The following is a 17,969-nucleotide window of genomic DNA, read 5'->3' as shown; positions in this document are numbered from 1 at the left end:
GGTTGAAGTCGATAACAAGAACCGTGCCTTACGAAGCCGTGGGAGGGGCTTTCCCCGATATCGGCTGAAAACCCGCGCGGTACGGGAGCACGCATCCAATCGACTGCATGCCGGGGCGGCTTCATTCAGGGCGCGGAAGCGCGCCGGACGCGGGGAATGTCCGGAAATGGTCGAATGGAACGGAGGTGGTCCGGAAAAGGCGGATGGGAAAGGCGTCAGGCGCTCGCGGCGTGCTCGGCGACGAGGGAGCGGAGTTGTTCGAGCCTGAACGGCCGGTGCAGGACGGCGCTGGCCAGGCTCAGGTAAGCGGGATCGGCGCAGGGCCGGGTGCGCAGCCCCTCCAGGAGGATGACCGGCATGTCCTTCAAGGCCCGCAGCAGACGGGTCTTGTCCGCCTCCGGGCCGTCCCAGCAGACAACGGCAACCTCCGGCCCCGGTTTGACGCCGCCGCGCAGCAATTCCTCCACGGGGCGGGCCTCGGCCGTCAGTCCCAGCTCGGCCACCACCTCCTCCAGAAGCTCCAGCATGGGCGGGTCCGGGCAGCAGAGCAGCACCACGGACGGCTTCTTCGCACCCGGCGACGGCACGGGCTTGCCGGTCCCGGGGGTGGCTTCCGGCGAGGCCCCGGTTCCGGCGTCCTTTGCGGGAGCGGCCTTCTTCACGGCCTTCCCGCTCCCGTTGTCCCGGGCTGTCCGCTCCGCTCCGCCCCGGCCCGGGGCGGAGCCGTTGCCCAGAATCCTGCGCAGCTCCTCGAGTCCCAGCCGCAGGTCCCGGTCCATCTTCCGCCGCAGCAGCTCGTCCAGCTTGCCCGCGACACGCTCCAGACGGGGGTCCTTGCCGGGGCCGAAGGCGTCCGCCAACCCCTGCATGCGAACCATGAGATCCTGAAAGAAGTCCCCCGGGCTGCGCCCCGGCCGGGAACGCGCGCCGCCCGCCTCCAGCAGACGCTCGGCCGCCCGCTTGATCATGCGCGAGGCCGGGGCGGCCGGGGCCATATCCAGCACCGGGGTACGCATGGCGGCGGCGCGGGACACGTCCGCGTCGTCCGGCACCACGCCCAGCAGGGAGCAGCCCAGCCCCAGGTGGCTGGCGGCGGTCTGGTCCATGCGCTGGTGGACCCTGGTGGCCTGACGCAGTGTGCGCGCCCGGTTGACCAGCAGCAGCGGCCGCCGCACCTGCCCGTTATTGCGCAGCACCTTGAGCAGGGCGTAGGCGTCGGTGACCGAGGCCGCGTCCGGGGTGGTCACGGCCACCACGTCCTGGGAGGCCAGGCAAAGGGAGATGATCTGCGGGGTGATGCCCGGGGAATTATCCACCACCAAGTAGTCGAAACCGTCCAGCTTGCCCAGCTCGCCCGCCAGCCTGGCCCGCGAGGCGCGGTCCAGCACGGCCATGCGCTGCACCCCGGAACTGCCGGAAAGCACGTGCAGCCGCTCCCGCACCTGCACCAGGGCGCGCTCCATGGGCAGGCCGTTGAAGAGCACGTCCTCCAGGGTGTACTTGGGCTCCAATCCCAGCAGGATGTCCACGTTGGCCAGGCCCAGGTCCGCGTCCAGCAGGCAGGTGCGCTTGCCCGCCTCCGCCAGGGAGCGGGCCAGGTTCACGGCCAGGCTGGTCTTGCCCACGCCGCCCTTGCCGCTGGCGATGGACACCACCCTGGCCCGGCCGGAGCCGTGGGTGCTCATTGTTTCTCCGCCGGGGCCATGGTCCGCCGAGCCAGGGCCAGCAGCTCATCCACCTTGAAGGGCTTGCGCACGGCCGAGACCGCGCCCAGCCCCTTGGCCATGCGCACCTCCTCATCGCTGGCCGCGCCGGTGAGCACGATGACCGGGGTGTTCACCCCTCCGGCTCGGATGTCGCGCAACACCTCCATGCCCTCGCGCCTGGGCATGCGGAGGTCCAGAAGCACCAGCCGGTAGCGCTTGGAAAGCAGGCGGTCCCTGGCCTCCTGGCCGTCCACGGCCGTCTCCACGCCGAATCCCGCGGAGTTGAGGGTCTCGCGCAGCAGTTCGCGGATGTAGTCCTCGTCGTCCACCACCAGCACGTCCGCACGGCGCGGCTCCCTGCTTTCGGCCGGGGCCGCGGCCGGGGCCAGGGGCAGCCAGACCACCGCCTCCGCCCCGCCGCCCGCGGCGTTCTGCAGCCGTATGACGCCGTTGTGGCTTTGCACGATGCCGTAGCAGATGGACAGCCCCAGGCCGGTTCCGCTGCCCTGCTCCTTGGTGGTGAAAAAGGGCTCGAAAACCCGGTCCACAACGTCCGTGGGGATGCCGGGGCCGGTGTCGCGCACACGCAGCACAGCCTTGTCTCCGGAGTCGTCCAGGTGAGTGGAAAGCGCCAGGGAGGGGTTTTCCACGCCTTTTTCCAGCATGGCCTGCTGCCCGTTGAGCAGCAGGTTCACCAGCAGCGACTGCAACTGGTCCTGGTCGCCCCGGACGGGCGGCAGGCTGTCGTCCAGGTCCGTCCGCACCTCGATGCCGTTGTCCTCCAGCCCGTCGCGCATCAGTTCCAGGGCGTCGCGCACCAGGTCGTTGAGGGAGAGGTCCTCCATGACGGGCGGTGCGGGCCGGGCGAAATCCATGAGATGCTGGAGGATGTTGCTGATGCGGTCCAGCTGGGAGAGCATCTGGCCGAGGTTCTTCTTCTTGGCCGGATCGTCCTCCTTCTGCTCCATGATTTGGGCGCGGGCGTAGACGATGGACAGGGGGTTGTTGATCTCGTGTGCCGTGCCCGCCGCCAACTGGCCCACCGTGGCCAGCCGCTCGGCGTGCCGCGCCTTCTCGCGGGCGGCGTTGAGCTTGATCATGGCCCGGCTGAGGTCCTCGGCCCGCTTGTGCAGGCTGGCCCGCAGCTGCAACCGCTCCAGGTTGGCCGCCAGCAGTTGGCAGATCTGCCACAGGCCGTTGACCTCCTCCGTGGACGGGGAACCGCCGCCCGGCGCGGACAAACACACCAAAAGCCGCCCCTGCAGCCAGTTCTCGGCCACGGCCGATTCCGCTCCGGCCGGGGAGGCGATGGGCAGCACCAGCACGCCGTCCCCTTGCAGCGGCTCGGCCGGGGCCGACTCGCCGCCGAGCAGGGCGGCCGCCCGGGCGAAGGCCTCCCGAAGCGGCCCCTCCAGCGACTTGGGCCGGCGCGGGCCCTTGGGTCCGTTCTCGCATTCGACCGGCTTGCCCTTGCGCCAGGAAGCGACCCGCACCATTCCCGAGCGCCCCCGGATGAGCAGCGCCCCGGAACTGTGCGGCAGATGTTCGGCCATGTCCTCGGCCGTGCGGGCGGCCAACTGGCGCACGTCCTCGGCGCAGGCCAGCCTGGGGGCCATGGAGGCGGAGGCGCGGAGCACGGCGTTGCAGCGGTCCAGAAGCTCACGCTCCCGCAGGTGGCGCACCCCCATGCCGCACAGCTTGGAGTTGGCCCGCCCCAAGGCCTCCAGGTACACCTCGCCCGGTTCGATCTCCATGTCGAACAGGGCGGCAGTGCGGGTGAACTCCTCCACCACCTCGCCCCGCACCCCCTCAAGGGTCTGGGCGTCGAAGCCGGCCTTTTCCGCAAGCTCCCTGGTGCCGTTGGCGAAGTGCGGTTCGGCGTAATCCACGGCGATTTCGTGGGCGATGCGGTTGGCCATGCAGACCATGTCCAGCAGCTCCGGGTGGGCGGCGGCCTCCCGCAGGGCCTCCCAGGGGTGGTGGTGCAGCCAGACAACCTCCACCAGATAGCCGGGCAGGCCCCAGTGCTCGGCCAGCCATTTGCCCGCCTGGCAGTGGTCAACCCCCAGCGCCTCCTGTTCGGCCCGCAACATCTCCAGCCCGCCGCGTTCCACTCGGTCCAGGAAACGCTCGTAGCGGTGCGGCCGCACGCACAGAAGGGCCATCTTGCCCAGGTCGTGCACCATGCCGGAGGTGAAAGCGCGCTGCTGCATGGAGGGGTACAGCCGGGCGGCCAACAGGCGGGCGGTCGAGGCGGTGAGCAGCGAGTGCTTCCAGACGCCCGTTACCGCCGGGTCGCTCCCGGCCCCCTTTTTCAGAACCGTGTCTCGTATGAAGGAGCCGAGCAGGATGGTCCGCAGAGTGGACGCGCCCAGCACCAGCATGGCGTCCTCCACGGTGTTGACCTGGCTGTGCCGGCCGTAGGCCGGGGAGTTGGCCAGCCGCAACACCTTCCCGGCCATGGCCGGGTCGGAGCGCACCAGATCCGCGATCTCTTCGAACTCGTCCTCGTCCGATACGGAGGAGAGAATCCGCGTTGCCACGTGTGGCGGGGAGGGAAGCTGCTCCAGACTCTTGATCAGGGACTCCATGTCCCACCTTCCCTCGCCGCCCGAGGCCGTCGCCGCTTTGTCCATAGCATCGCCTCTCTTTACCCCACGTCTGACGGATACGCGCACCGTACTGGGAAACCTGAACAAAGAAAAGAGCGCATCGCTTCTTGGATACGTGGACAACGCGGATTCCCTCGTGTATGCAGAACACGCTTTCCGCACATGGTCCGTTGCTCCCCGGCGCCTCCACCGCGGGGACGCGGCATCCAGACCTGGAGCCGGGCATGAGTGGCCGCATCCTTCTTGTAGACGACGAAGCCGAACTCCGCGACATTTGCCGAGAGGCGCTCACCGAGCGCGGCTGGACCGTCCTCACCGCCGCCAACGGCGTGGAGGCGCTGGAGGTCCTGTCCTCCGGACGCCCCGTGGACTTGGCCCTGCTGGACAAGCGCATGCCGCGCATGGACGGGGTCAGCCTGCTCAAGGAAATGAAGCGCCGCAACATCGACGCGGACGTCATCTTCCTCACCGGCTACGGCGGGGTGGACAACGCCGTGGAGTGCCTGCAACTGGGCGCGGTGGACTACCTGCTCAAGCCCTTCAACATCGACGAGCTCACGGCGAGGCTGGACAAGGCTCTGGGCGAGCGCCGCCTGCGCTCCTCCGTGCAGGAGGCCACCTCCTTCATGGATGTGCTGGGCTTCAGCGAGTCGCTCAAGGACAAGAAGGACTTCTCCACCCTCCTGCAGGAATTTCTGCAGCAGACCTGGGATTTCTTCGCTCCGCACGGCCTGGCTTTCTTCCCGGACGGCCACGTCAACGGCGAGGCCGGTCCCACGGTCTGGGGCGGCGATGCCTGGCACCCCTCCCTGACCCGCTGGTGCAAGGCCGTGGGCGGCCGCCTCTTGGACCGCAATCAGCCCCGCCTCTTCGACCCGGCCACCCTGGCCAACGCCAAGCGCGCCGGAAACGTGGTGCCACAGGACGTGCCCGAGGTCTCGCTGCTGGTGGTGCCCATGCGCCACGACGACACCCGCATCGGCTCGCTGGCCCTCTTCCGCCACCCCGGCGCCTCGGACTACACCCAAAAAGAGCTGCAATACCTCACCTTCTTCGCCTCCCACGCCACGGTCATGCTGGCCAACGCCCTCAAGGACAGCCGCATGCGCAGCATCAACATGGGGGTCATCACCTCCTTCGTGCGGGCGGTGGAGGCCAAGGACCACTACACCAGCGGCCACTCCGAGCGGGTCAGCAGCTACGCGGTCATGCTTGGCCGCAAAATGGGGCTGGCCTCCAAGGACCTGAAGCTGCTGCGCATCGCGGGGCTTCTGCACGACATCGGCAAGATCGGGGTGCCCGACCACATCCTCAACAAGCCCGGTCCGCTGACCAGCCAGGAATACGCCGTCATGAAGAGGCACGCCTCGGTGGGCAAGGACATCGTCAGGCGGGTCATCTTTCTGGAGGAGGTCCTGCCGCTCATCTACTGCCACCACGAGCGGCCGGACGGCCTGGGCTATCCCGAAGGTCTGCCCCTGGGGGACATCCCGCCCCTGTCGCGCATCATCTCCGTGGTGGACGGCCACGAGGCCATGACCTCCGACCGCGCCTACCGCCAGGGCATGACCTACCGCGACGCCATGGAGCGGCTGCGCCGGGGGGCCGGCAGCCAGTGGGACGAACGCATGGTGCACACCTGGGTGGACATCGCCTCCTCCCCCTCCTTCTCCGAGGAAGCCCGCAAGGCGGCCATGGCTGAATAGCCGCCCCGGCCCGCCGCCGGGCTCACTCGGCGGACAGGCCCTGTCCGCCGCCGCGCCGCATCCTCTTCTTGGCCGCGCGGTTCCGCTTGGCCTCATACATGCTCCTGTCCGCCAGGGAGAGCAGGGACTCTGCGGTGGTCCCGTCCCAGGGGTAGATGGCGTAGCCCACGCTGATGGAGACGTCGAACACCCGGCCGTCCACGTTGAGCGGCCGCCGGATCTCCTCCTGTATTTTCCTGATGAAGCGGTTGGCGCTCTCGTCGCTGTTGACGTTGGGCAGCAGAAAGACGAACTCGTCCCCGCCGAAACGGGCCACAGTGTCCGACTCCCGCACCGTGTCCGCCATGCGGGCGGCCATGGCCTGCAGCACCCGGTCGCCGATGAGGTGGCCGTGGGTGTCGTTGAGATACTTGAAGTCGTCGATGTCCAGAAAGATGACCGCCAGGCTGCCGCCGTAGCGGTTGGCCCGGTTGATCTCGTTGGCCAGCCGCTCCAGGAAGAGGGTCTTGTTGGCCAACAGGGTCAGGGGGTCGCGCAGGGCGAGTTTCTTGACCTTCTCCATCTCCAACCGCTCGCGGGTCACGTCGCGCAGGAGCACGGCGAAGCCGCACGCCTCGGCCGTCTCGGCGCAGCGCTGTACCTTGCAGGAGAGGATGCGCCCGTCGAACCGCCACTCGAAGCGCTCCTCTCCGGCGACGCCGTGCTCCCGCCTGGAAAGCCGGTGAAAGACGTCCTCGTTGAGTTCGGAGCGCAGGTACTCCATGACGTCGTCTCCTATCCTGGGAGTCCCCTTGCCGGAAAGGAGGTGGGAAAGGCAGCTGTTGAAGTACATGATCTCGCGGCGCTCGTTGGTGATGATGACCCCCACGTCCAGCAGTTCGTCCAGCAGGTGCAGCTCCCAGGAATCCCGAGGCGCCTGGACGTCCTCGCCGCCCAGCAGGTGTCGCAGGGACTTCTCCAGGGCGTCGCGGCGGATGAAGCCCAGACAGCGGTTGTCCCGCTCCACCGAGGCCACCGAGGCCCCCTGGGCGTACATGTTGTAGAGGATGAGGCTGAGCTGCGTGGTGGGGGCCACGCGGACCACGTTGCCGTTCATGATCTCACGCACCGGCGTTTTCCAAAGGTCGGTGCCCACCTCCACCCAGCGGGCCAGGTCGTCCGGCTGCAGGTAGCCGAGCAGGCGTTCGCCGTCCCCGACCACCAGCATCCCCGCGCCCTCCCGGGTCATGCGGCCGTATGCCTCGATGGCCATCTCCTCCGGACGGACTTCCTGCTCCCTCCACCTTTTCTGGACGACCCCACCCGCGTGGGTGCCGGGCATGGTGTCCAGGCGGTAGCGGCTCCGCTCCCCGGCGTCGCAGGCCATCACCTTGTTGAAGACGAGGTCGATCTCGTGTTCGGCCCTGTCGTCGTTTCGCTTTTCCGACATTCGTGTTCGCCCCTCTTCCGCGTCGCCCCGGTTCCGGGGAAGCCTCGCCTGGTTCGCGTCCTGCACGCTCCCGGTCTTGGCATGCTTATGGCACTTCGGACTTGCAAGTATGAAACCAACGGACCCGCAACCCGAGAGACCCGCACACCATGAATGATCACCCCGCAGAGTCCCCCGGCCAGCCCCTGTCCCTCCTCCTTGGCCCCCGGGAACGGGAGAAGCTGCGAGAGTTGGCGAGCGAGCTCGGGGTCTCCGAGGAGGAGGCCGCGCGTCGGGCCATAGTGGACGGCTTCGAGAACTGTCGGGAAAATGCGGACGACTCGTCCGGCGGCAAGGAGCGGCGGCGGTCGCCGCGCAAGCGGGTGGACTACCCGGCGGTGGTCAACGCCGTGAGCGGGGGCAGGACGGCCTTCTCCAAGGCCTTCGTGAGGGATTGCTCCCTGCGGGGTGTCCTCCTGCAGGTGCAATTGGAAAACGAGGAGGACAGGCAGGTATTCGCCGCGGCCGAACAGTTCGAGGTGGTATTCACCTCGCCGGATTCGCGGGATTTCATTCACCTGGACTGCGCGCCCAGGCGGGTGCGAAGCAACGGCTCCCTCTTTCTGGCCGGGGAGGTCAGCGCCCCCAGCCAGCACATCCTCTCCAAGCTCAAGAGTTTCCTGGCTGAATAGCCCCCTTGCCCGCCAGCTTCACGTCGTGCTTTTGCAACAACTCATAGAGCCGGGCGCGGGACAGGCCGGAGATCTTGCAGGCCCGGGTAATTGAACGCCCGCTGGCTTCGGCCAGGCTGTCCAGATAGCTGCGTTCCATGACGTCGATGGTGCGCTTTCTGATGTCGCGGATTTCAAGCAGCCGTCCGTTTTCGTAGAAGGAGATGGCCGAGGAAAGGGTCGGGCCGCCGTTGTCCTTCTTGCCCTCCAGCCGCTGCTTGGCCAGGAAGGAGCGAAGCTCGATGGGCAGGTGGTGCGGCTCGAGGTCGTTCTCGTAGACCGCCATGTTCACCGCGCAGTACAGGGTGTTGATCAGCTCCCGCACGTTGCCCGGCCAGGAGTAACTCTTCAGCGCGTTGATGAAGGCCTCCGTGGGGAGCTTGCGCTTCAGCGACAGAGAATTGCAGATCTTCTTCAAATACTCTTTGACGATGGGCTCAATGTCCTCCTTGCGGTCGCGCAGGGGGGTCAGCTCCAGATGCACCGTCTTGATGCGGTAGTAGAGGTCGTGGCGGAACTCGCCCTTTTCCACCATGTCGAAAAGGTCGCGGTTGGTGGCCGCGATGAGGCGGAAGTCGCTGGAAACCTCGCGCTTGCTGCTCAACGGGCGGAAACGCTTTTCCTGCAGCACGCGCAACAGCGTCTTTTGCAGGTCGTAGCCCAGGTCGCCGATCTCATCCAGGAAAATGGTCCCGCCGTCCGCCTGCTTGAACAGGCCCTCCTTGGAGTCCTGCGCACCGGTGAAGGAGCCCTTCTCGTGCCCGAAGAGCAGGCTTTCGGCCAGTGTGGGCGGCAGGTTGGTGCAGTCCACCACGATGAAGGGGCCGTCGCGCCTGGGACTGTTGCGGTGCACCGCCTTGGCGAACAGCTCCTTGCCCGTGCCGGTCTCGCCGGTGATGAGGATGTTGCCGTCGCTCTTGCCCGCCAGGCCCACCTGCTCAAGACTCTGCCGGATCTGCGGGCTCTCGCCGATGATGCCGCAGGAATCGAATCCAGGGTCGCAGTTGTTTCGCTCCTGGGCCCGGTGGGTCTGGATGGTGCGTTCCACCAGCGGGCCGAGCTGCACCAGCTGCACCGGCTTCAGCAGGTAGTCCCATGCCCCGGCCTTGAGGGCCCTGTCCACCGCGTCGGTGTCGTTGACACCGGTGAGGACCAGCAGGGCCGGACCGCACTTGGCTCCGGAAATGGTGGATATCATGTCCAGCCCATTGCCGTCGGGCAGGCAAAGGTCCAGGAAAACCAACTCGTAATCGTTGTTGGCCACCATGGCCAAGGCCGCGTTGAGGCTGGTGGCCCGGTCGCAGGTGTGTCCAAGGCTCCGCAGGGAGGCTTCGAACGATTCAAGGAAGGTCTGGTCGTCGTCTACGAGAAGAATGTACCCCATGTTCCAAAATCCCCCGCTAAAGCGCCCCTTTATGGGATAGGGCTCCCAGGTTTCGCAGCAATTGTGGCGAAATGAAAACCAGTCCAGTCTAGTATGCACCTTGGCAACATCGGGCGTCCTTGCCAATGCGGGTAATCATGTAATTTGGTCCGGTTTCACCCCACCAATCCATCTTTCTCGGACACCCCATGCCGATGTCGTGCCAACCTCCCCTCATACACGCTTTCAGAAAAAAAGTCCGCGAGAGACTTCGCATGCTAAACCAGGAGCTTGCGCCTCTTCGCCCCGCACGGAAAAAACCGGACACACCACCCGCCCCGGCCGCGTTCGGGGAAATAATTCACGAAGGAGCTGCACTTTCGGCATGGCCGCGAAACCCCCTCATTTTTTGGCATCATTCTTTCATCGCACCCTTCATGGAAACACACCTCCAAAGGACCATGGCCACAATGAAAAAAGAAACTCCCCGGATCGTCTACGTCCAGCCGGAAATCTACGAGGCGCTGAAGACAATCTCCTCCAGCGTAGGCCTGTCCCCGGAGCACCTGGCCGAGGGAATCCTCAGCAGGTACGTCCACAGGGCCCAGGCCACCATGCTGGCGTCCAACGAGAAGCGGAAGTTTCATCGGGAGAAGATGGGCATTCCGGCCATCATCTCCCTGCCGGGCGAGGAGAAGAACGTCTACAAGTACAAATACGCACAAATCCAGGATATTTCCCTGGGCGGAGTCTGCTTGAGCCTGGAAGCGCCCCACCAGGTTCCGGAAAAGCCCCAGGAAGTAAAGGAAGGCACCAAGTTCGATCTCCTCTTCTCCCTGGCCTCCAAGGACGAGCAGCTCGCCTTCCGCTGCCAGAGCGCCCGATGCGAGCTGAGCGAACATCGGATCTATATCGGAGCCCAGTTCATGCAGGCATTCAACGAAAGCCATCTGGTCATGCAGCGCTACCTCATGTAGTCCGCCCGGCCCGGATATTCCGACCGAATTCTGTCAAATCCCCCGACACGTTTTTCTGTAAAATCTTCCACTCCTTCTTCCCCGTCCGGGAAAACCATCGCGCCTCTCCCCAAGGCCGCGTGGCGGTTCCGTGAACACCGGACGCAACCACGCCTCCACGTTCCTCCGCCCCATCCTCCATCGCCTCGTCACCGCGGCATCCGCCGGACACGCAAAAAGAAAACGCAAGCCTTTCGGCTTGCGTTTTTCCAGCGGCCCTGGGCCGCCTGATCACAAGGAGCGGGTCAGGCTTTGTTCCGCTTGCGCCGCAGGGCGGCCAAGCCGACGACCGCCGCCGCGCCGAGCAGGATGCCGGTGCCGGGCTCCGGGGCCGCGGCCACGGGATAATCCCGGGGCTGTTCGTACCAGGGGTAGTCAAAGGGGTTCTTGCCGGGGTTCTGCAACTCCTGCGGAATCAGGGCGAGCTCGCCGATTTCTCCGTCCCCCGAGCCACCGCCCGAGCCCCCGGAGCCGCCGCCGGAGCCGCCGCCGGAGAACCCGCCGCCAGCCATGCTGAGGGTCGGCCCGAAGGACGCGGCGCGCGGACCATTGGCCAGGGAGTTGGAGCCGAGGCGCGGCTGAGGCGGGGTGCCTCCGCCGCCCAGGCGGAAGCCGTGGGCGTTGGCCGAGCCCATGCCGAACCAGGAAGCCATGCTGCCCGCGTAGGACACGCCGTCGTCGGGCAGGAACCGGCCTTGCCGCCAATTCTGCACCAGGGAATCCCCGGGGAATTCGGCATGTTGAACCCCGCCTGCCTTGACGGCGGGCTTGGGCGCCGACTGAACGCGCTTGTCCACCCGTTCCTTGAAGTCGAATCCCAGAAGGGCAGCCGGTGACGCACCGCCCGAGAAGGCGCTGGCAAAGACCGCCAGGAGCACCAGGCAACCCACCAGAGTGAGAACGAGAAGCAGCCTGTTCGACGCCTTGTGGATTCTCTGGATGATGTTCTTCATAATGCATATGGAGAAGCAAGACGCATACCACTTCTCCACCTTTTACGGACCCGAAAAGGCAATGATGGGCGAAACGCCTGTGTCCTGGCTAGCCGGACAGACACTTTGGGACGCTTTCCGCTTTTCTCGCCGGACTTCCTTGTCCGGGGCGTCCCGCTCAGGAGGGCTTGCGTACCAAAAAGAGGTACACGGCGGAGTTGTTCCGCTTGATATGACCGGGGATGACCCTGTCCGCCAGGAGCATGGCCATCTGGGAATACAGGGACAGAGGGGAAAAGACGAGCCTGCGTGGCAGGGGCGCCGTGAGGACGCCCTTGAGGCATTGCAGCCGGAGCATGGTGCTGTAGGCCAACATGCCCATGACGGAAGCCTCCCGATCGATGGAGAACCCGTGGTCCGTGAGCACCTTTTCCAGACCAGCCCGCGTCCACCGCCAGTAGTCTTCCGGGTAGGGGTGGTACGTCCACCACCCGTGCGTGGAGAGCAGCATGAGGCCGTCCTTGCGCAAGACGCGGCCGGCCTCGGACAAGTACGCGCCCACGTCCTCCACGTGTTCAAGGACCTGGATGGACAGCAGCGCGTCGAAGGACCCGTCCCCGGCCTGGATTCCGCCCTCTGGGCCGAGGGAGATGTCCGCCAGCGGATTGCCCGGCAGGTCGCAGCCCAGGTAGGAGTGCCCCGCGCCCTCCACCAGCGGGCGGTAGGGCTGGTCGCCGCAGCCGTAGTCCAGCACCCGCGAGGCCTCTGGAAACGCACCGACCATGCCTTCAATGGCCTGGCGGAGCCTCGTCAGCAAATACCAGTCGGAATCGAATACAGACGGATGCAACCGCCGTTTCCCGTCTTCGGTGTCCACCCGGGCCTCCCGGTCGCGTTTGATAATGCGCCGCCCCGCTGCTCTCCGGGAGAGGGCGGGGCATCGGCGGGGAAATCGAATCGCCAGCGCCGGGCCGGACAATCAGGAGCCGGATGGCCGGGCAGCCTGGACGGGGCCGCGCCCCTCCGCCCGCCGCCGCCGGACAGCCTCAAGCACGGCATCGTGGAAGGCGCGCGAGTAGACCCGCCTGTTGAACCGGGTGCGCACGCTCTCCAGGGCGCCCTCGCCCAGTTCGCGGCGCAGCTTCGGCTCCGCCAGCACACGGGACACGGCCCGCCGCATGGCCTCCGGGTCCTCGGGGGGGACCAGCAGGCCGTTGCCCCCGTCCTGGATGTAGTCCCTGGAGCCCACGGCGTCCGTGACCACCAGCGGCTTGCCCAGGGCCAGGGCCTCCAGGAAGGCGGCCTGGCCGGTGGAGCGGCCCATGGTTTTCAGGGGGATGACCACGCAGTCAGCTCCCTCCAGCAACTCCATGTACTCCGGCCGGGGGATCTCCACCCGCAGGCGGACGTTCTCCGGCGGTTCGACCCCCCGCGAATCCTCGCCCCCGGCCACCACCTCCACCCGGGCGTCCAGCCCGGCGGCCGCCTTGAAGAAAGTCTCCCAGTCGCGATGGCTGCGGCCCACGCCGAGCACGTACCCCTTGCCGGGCACGGGGCTCTCCACGGGGTCCACATTGCTCGGCCACGGCAGAAAGACGACCCGCTCCCTGGGGATGCCCAGCTGATCGGCGTACAGGTCCGCCTCCTCGCTGGCGTTGACCACCAGCAGGTCCACCGAGGAAAAGACTCCGGGATAGAAAAGCCCCAGCAGCCGCTTGAGGGCGTGTTTGGCCCACCCGGCCGCGCCGTTGGGCCTGGCTTTTTCCAGGTAGAACTCCTTGGCCACGTGCAGCGCCCCCCGGTCCCCGAAGGTCCGGCGGAGCATGCAGTAGACGTTGGCCGCCTGGTGCCCCACCGTGACCACGGCGTCGAAATCCCCGGACACGGCGTAGAAGCCGAGGCCGTCCGCCAGGCCACGCAGGCGGGGGCTGACGCGCAGCATCCGCAGCCATCTCCCGTTGGCCGCCTCTGCCAGCGGGGTGGCCACCCGGCTGTAGGGCGGTGTGGTGAAGCCGCGCTGGTTCTGCACCACGCGCATGGGCTGGTCCCCGGCGCGGTCCGGCGTCGCGTTCGTGGTCATGGTTTGCACGCGCCTACTTGCCCCAGTTCTCGATGCCGTGCTTTTTCAGCAGGTCGTACATGGTGGGACGGCTTATCCCCAGCTCTTCGGAAGCCTTGAGGATGTTGCCCTGGCAGCGAGTCAAGGCCGACTTGACCATCTTCTTCTCCAGCCCCGCCCTCGCCTCCCGCAGGGTGCCGGAAAGGGGCGGGGTCTCGCCGTTGCCCCGCGTGCCGTGGCCCACGAATCCCAGGTCTTCCGGGGTGATGCGGGAACCGCCTGCCAGGACGATGGCCCGGCGGACCTTGTTCTCCAGCTCGCGGATGTTGCCGGGCCAGTCATAGGAGGTGAGGTAGGCCAGCGCCTCCGGGGTGAAGCCTGTTATCTCCCGGTGCATGTCCCCGGTGAGCCGCCGCAGGAAGTGCTCCGCCAGGAGCCGTACGTCCTCGCCCCTGTCCCGCAGGGGCGGCAAGTGCAGATTGACCACGCTGAGACGGTAGTAGAGGTCCTCGCGGAAGGCTCCCTCCTCGATGGCCTGGGGCAGATCGACGTTGGTGGCCGCGATGATGCGCACGTTGACCTCGATGTCCTTGCGGCCGCCCACCCGCTGGATGACCATCTCCTGCAGGAAGCGCAGAATCTTGACCTGCAGGTTCATGGGCAGCTCGCCGATCTCGTCCAGGAAGAGAGTGCCCTTGTCCGCGTACTCCACCTTGCCCCGCACCAGGGAGCTGGCTCCGGTGAAGGCCCCCTTCTCGTGGCCGAAGAACTCCGACTCCAGCAGGTTCTCCGGGATGGCCCCGCAATTCACCGTGACCAATGGCCCCCCCCTGCGGGGGCTCTTCTCGTGCACAGCCTTGGCCACCAGCTCCTTGCCCGTGCCGGACTCGCCGGAGATGAGGATCGGCACGTCCGACGAGGAAACACGGTCGATCATGGTCAGGATGGAGCGCATGGCCGGACAGGTGCCCACGATGCCGTGGCTCTCGGCCACGCCGTTGCTTTCCTCCGCCTCCTCCCCGGGCTGTTCCGCTTCGATGTCGCAGAGGTGGAAGGCGCGGCGGATGATGACCCGCAGCTCGTCCAGGTCGATGGGCTTGCGGAAGAAGTCGTAGGCCCCGGTCTGCACGGCCTTGAGCGCATTCTCGCGCTCGTCGTTGCCGGTGATGACGATGACCCGGGCGGGGTGGTTGGACTTGAGCATTTCCACCAGGCACCGGAAGCCCTCGCTGGAATTGTCCTCCTCCGGAGGCAGGCCCAGGTCCAGCGTGACCACCTTGGGGGCCACCTCGTCATACATCCGCAGGGCCTCGTCCGCGTCGTGGGCGAAGTGCAGGTCCCACCCCTCCGAGGCCAGCCCCCACTTGAGCTGGGTCAGGATGTCCTTGTTGTCGTCGACGATCAGTAGGCTGCTCATGCCGCACCACCCTGGCGGACGCCGGGCGGCGTCCCGCGCATCCGTTTGCGGAGCGCGCCGAGCGCGTGCCCGGCGGCCCGTTTCGTGTCGTAAAGAAAAGAAAGCAGGGCGTAGTAGAGAAACCTGGGCTTTTTGTCCCGCAGGTCGTGCCGCATCAGCCTGTAGTACAGCACGGCCTTGCGCTTGCGCACCAGCCGCCGCCCGTAGGGGTACCGCCCGGCCGCCCTGCGCAGAACGGCGAACCCGTCCTCCCAGAGCACCCGCTTGGCGCTGATCTGTGCGGGATGGAACCGGTACCAGGTGGCGTATTCCCGCAGGAAACAGGCGGGGTGCCTTTCCAGCACCCGCAGGAAGAAGTCGTGGTCCCCGGGCATCACGTCCTCGGCGAACCCGCCCACGTCCTCCAGGGCGCTCCGCTCCACCATGGTGGCCGCCGGGCAGATGCCGCAGTCCAGCAGGATGGCTTCCGCCGTGGCCAGGGGACCGTCCTTGTCCGTGAAGGAGAACCACCTGTCCATGTCGTCGCCGTGGAACCCCTTCACCGCGGTGTAGCAGAACTTCCGCCCCGTCCGCCGCATCAGCGCCACCTGCTTCTCGATCTTGTCCGGCTCCCAGAGGTCGTCGGCGTCGATGAAGGCCACGTATTTCCCCCGGGCGTGGCGCAGGGCCTCGTTCAGCGAGTAGTATTGGCCCCTGTTGCCCCTTCCCGGGTGCTCCAGAACGGTCAGCCTGTCGGCGTATTTCTCCATGACCTCCCGCGACCCGTCGGTCGAGCCGTCGTCCATGATGAAGAACTCCAGATCACGGTAGGTCTGGTTCAGGACGGTCAGGATGGATTCCTCCAGATACTTCTCGCCATTGTAGCAGGCCATGAGAACGGAAACCAGGTCAGCCATCACGCGCTCCCTTGGGAAAACCTTTGCGATTCAGCCTCGTCGCCGCCCCGGCAGAGCGCGTGCTCGGGCAGGCGCACCACGAATACCGTTCCCTCGCCCGGCGCGCTGCTGACCTCGATGCACCCGCCGTGGGCCTCGACGATCTGCTTGCACTGGTACAGGCCGATGCCCATGCCTCCCTTCTTGGTGGTCTGGAACGGCTGGAAAATGGCCTCGGAAAGAAAGGATTCCTCCATGCCCCGGCCGGAGTCCTCCACCCGCAGGTAGGGCCCACCGTCGCTGCCGGTTTCCACCCGCACCTCGCCGCCGTCGGTGCTGGCCTCCACCGCGTTGAGGCAGAGGTTGAGGATGACCTTGGAGAACTCCTCGCGGTCCACCTCGGCGCACACGTCGTCGCCGTTCAGCCGCAGCCGCTCGCCGGGCACCAGCCCGGCCACCTCTCGGGCGGCGGTCAAAAGCCGAACCGGCTCACGCTTCAGGGTGTGGCGCTCGGGCAGCCCCTTCAGCCGGGAGATGAGGACCTTCATCTTGCCCACTGTGCTGTCCAACGAGCCCAGCATGTCCTTCTGGAAGTCCGGGTCGGCGATGTACTTGCCCGCGTTCTCCACCACCAGGGAAAGCGTGTAGACTAGGTTCTTGAGGTCGTGGGCCACGAAGGTGGAGACCTTGCCCATGACCTCCATCTCCCGCGCCTTGGCCAGCTGGTCGGAAAGCCGCATGTTCAAAAGTGCCGAGGCCACGTGCCCGGCCATGGTGTCCATCAGCTCGAAGTCCTCCAGGTCGTAGGACTCCGCCTTGTTGATGGTCGGCCCCATGAGCACGAAGCCGTCCAGCTCGCCCTCGCGGGTCAGGGGCACGGCGAAGGTGGCCCCGGAGGCCTCCAGGTAGCTGGCCGCCTCGCCGCCCTCGCCCGCCAGTCCGCCGCGCACGTCCACCGTGCCGCCTGTGCGCCGCAGCGCGCGCACCAGCGGAGAGTCCGGGGCGAACCGGACCTCGGGCTGCAGGATCTCCAGGGCCGAGACGCAGGCGAAGCGGTTGTCAGCCTGCCGGTGCAGGAACATGGCCGCGCCCTCCAGCCCGAAGGTCTCGCACCAAGCACCGAGAACGGTCTGATGCAACTCGTGGACGGTGCGGGCGGCGTGCAGCCGCTTGGTGAACTGCATCCACTGCTGCCGGTAGTCGTACTTTTCCTGGTAGAAGTGGCGCTGCAGAAAGACCTTCACCTTGCGCTGCACCGTTTCGGAGAGGCTGACCACCAGAAGGGCCAGCCCGGCCACGATGCCAATGGAGAGGAGCACCACCGGGCTGAGAGACTCGCCGAGCTGCCGCGCGCCCTCGCCCGCCAGCCCCAGCACCACCAGGTAGATGCCCGCGGCCGCCAGCACCAGCGACTTATAGGTCAGCCGCCGCGAAAAGCTGATCTTCACCTCCCCGCCCCGGCGGGCCAGGGAGTACCACATGAGCCCCACGCCCAGGAGCAGGGCCAGGGAACGGGCCGGGGCCAGGCCGAGGTTCAGGGAGCGATTGAGCAGCCCCTGGCTGTAGTACAGCACCTGGGTGCCCAGCACGGCCACCGCGCCAAGCAGGACGAACTTGATCTTCCAGCGGCGGTGGTGGGTGGCCCCGGCCAGGGTGCCCTCCAGGTTGAACAGGGCCAGCACCGAGCACAGCACGACCCCCAGGTAGAAATAGAAGGCCCCGCCGTGCAGGAAAAGGATGGGCTCGGAGTCGAAGTTGGGCGCGTAGTAGTAGCCCCGGACGGCCAGGTAGGCCCCGAACAGGGGCATCAGGCATCCCGCCAGGACCATGCCCCGCTGGGTCCAGGGCATGGACCGCTCCTCGTAGCGGCGGGCGAAAAGCACGGTGAAGAGCAGCCAGGCAGGACACATGGCCCCCTCGGCCACCACCGCCGCCTGGCGCCAGGGGCCGACACCCTCCGGCCCCAGCAGGGCCAGCAGGTCGCACAGCTCCACCATGGCCGTGCAGGCCAGGGCGGCGGCCAGGGCGGCGTGTGCCGCCCCTCCGTGTCCCCGCGCCGTCCTGGCCACCAGGTAGACGCAAAAGACCACGGTCAGAATGACGGCCGCGCCCGAAATGGTGGGATAGGCCAGGTTCCGAGGCAT

13 protein-coding genes are annotated in these 17,969 nt (G+C 66.8%); 3 read left to right on the top strand and 10 right to left on the bottom strand.

Translation table 11 applies throughout. The annotated features are described in order from the left end of the window. Window positions 1-215: 215 nt before the first annotated feature. Window positions 216-1,685: a MinD/ParA family protein gene (locus N911_RS17070; protein WP_035105540.1), complete on the bottom strand. Its 1,470-nt coding sequence runs from the start codon at window positions 1,683-1,685 to the stop codon at window positions 216-218. Next, the gene (locus N911_RS0113120) at window positions 1,682-4,342 is read right to left on the bottom strand and encodes an HDOD domain-containing protein (RefSeq protein WP_029897909.1); all 2,661 of its coding nucleotides are present in this window, start codon (window positions 4,340-4,342) and stop codon (window positions 1,682-1,684) included. The genes N911_RS17070 and N911_RS0113120 overlap by 4 nt, the downstream gene beginning before the upstream one ends. 200 nt (window positions 4,343-4,542) lie before the next feature. Between N911_RS0113120 and N911_RS0113115 the strand changes: the two genes are divergently transcribed. Next, a complete protein-coding gene (locus N911_RS0113115) occupies window positions 4,543-6,024 on the top strand; it encodes an HD domain-containing phosphohydrolase (protein WP_029897907.1) in 1,482 nt (493 codons plus the stop codon). A gap of 22 nt (window positions 6,025-6,046) precedes the next feature. Here the strand turns inward: N911_RS0113115 and N911_RS17680 are convergent, their stop codons facing one another. Further along, window positions 6,047-7,453 carry a GGDEF domain-containing protein gene (locus tag N911_RS17680; RefSeq protein WP_051694401.1) on the bottom strand — a complete coding sequence of 469 codons (1,407 nt, stop codon included), beginning with the start codon at window positions 7,451-7,453 and terminating at the stop codon, window positions 6,047-6,049. Window positions 7,454-7,602: 149 nt separating this feature from the next. Here N911_RS17680 and N911_RS0113100 point away from each other — a divergent pair, with 149 nt between their 5' ends. Beyond that, on the top strand, window positions 7,603-8,124 hold the full coding sequence (locus N911_RS0113100; RefSeq protein WP_029897902.1) for a PilZ domain-containing protein: 522 nt from the start codon (window positions 7,603-7,605) through the stop codon (window positions 8,122-8,124). Here the strand turns inward: N911_RS0113100 and N911_RS0113095 are convergent. Next, entirely contained in the window at window positions 8,102-9,547 is a 1,446-nt protein-coding gene (locus tag N911_RS0113095) for a sigma-54-dependent transcriptional regulator (RefSeq protein ID WP_035105536.1), read from the bottom strand. The genes N911_RS0113100 and N911_RS0113095 overlap by 23 nt on opposite strands. A 449-nt stretch (window positions 9,548-9,996) precedes the next feature. Here N911_RS0113095 and N911_RS0113090 point away from each other — a divergent pair, with 449 nt between their 5' ends. Then, window positions 9,997-10,503 carry a PilZ domain-containing protein gene (locus tag N911_RS0113090; protein WP_029897897.1) on the top strand — a complete coding sequence of 169 codons (507 nt, stop codon included), beginning with the start codon at window positions 9,997-9,999 and terminating at the stop codon, window positions 10,501-10,503. A gap of 284 nt (window positions 10,504-10,787) precedes the next feature. Here the strand turns inward: N911_RS0113090 and N911_RS18515 are convergent, their stop codons facing one another. The 6 genes from N911_RS18515 to prsK all read right to left on the bottom strand — a co-directional run bounded on the left by N911_RS18515 (window position 10,788) and on the right by prsK (window position 17,969). Further along, complete coding sequence (locus tag N911_RS18515; protein WP_029897895.1) at window positions 10,788-11,495, bottom strand: PEP-CTERM sorting domain-containing protein; 708 nt, start codon at window positions 11,493-11,495, stop codon at window positions 10,788-10,790. Window positions 11,496-11,652: 157 nt separating this feature from the next. Next, window positions 11,653-12,351, bottom strand: a complete 699-nt coding sequence (locus N911_RS0113080; RefSeq protein WP_051694396.1) for a class I SAM-dependent methyltransferase — start codon at window positions 12,349-12,351, stop codon at window positions 11,653-11,655. Window positions 12,352-12,453: 102 nt separating this feature from the next. After that, window positions 12,454-13,554, bottom strand: coding sequence for a glycosyltransferase family 4 protein (locus N911_RS17675; protein ID WP_081859249.1), 1,101 nt, complete (start codon window positions 13,552-13,554; stop codon window positions 12,454-12,456). Between the two features lie 13 nt (window positions 13,555-13,567). Then, on the bottom strand, window positions 13,568-14,950 hold the full coding sequence (gene prsR / locus N911_RS0113070; RefSeq protein WP_029897889.1) for a PEP-CTERM-box response regulator transcription factor: 1,383 nt from the start codon (window positions 14,948-14,950) through the stop codon (window positions 13,568-13,570). Next, a complete protein-coding gene (locus N911_RS17670; protein WP_029897887.1) occupies window positions 14,947-15,846 on the bottom strand; it encodes a glycosyltransferase family 2 protein in 900 nt (299 codons plus the stop codon). The genes prsR and N911_RS17670 overlap by 4 nt, the downstream gene beginning before the upstream one ends. Beyond that, window positions 15,846-17,969 carry an XrtA/PEP-CTERM system histidine kinase PrsK gene (prsK, locus tag N911_RS0113060; RefSeq protein WP_081859248.1) on the bottom strand — a complete coding sequence of 708 codons (2,124 nt, stop codon included), beginning with the start codon at window positions 17,967-17,969 and terminating at the stop codon, window positions 15,846-15,848. Before prsK ends, N911_RS17670 begins: the two co-directional genes overlap by 1 nt.

Source organism: Desulfohalovibrio reitneri (assembly GCF_000711295.1).
GTDB lineage: Bacteria > Desulfobacterota > Desulfovibrionia > Desulfovibrionales > Desulfovibrionaceae > Desulfohalovibrio > Desulfohalovibrio reitneri.
Note: the sequence above shows the minus strand (reverse complement) of the source record. Positions and strands in the feature narration are given on the sequence as shown.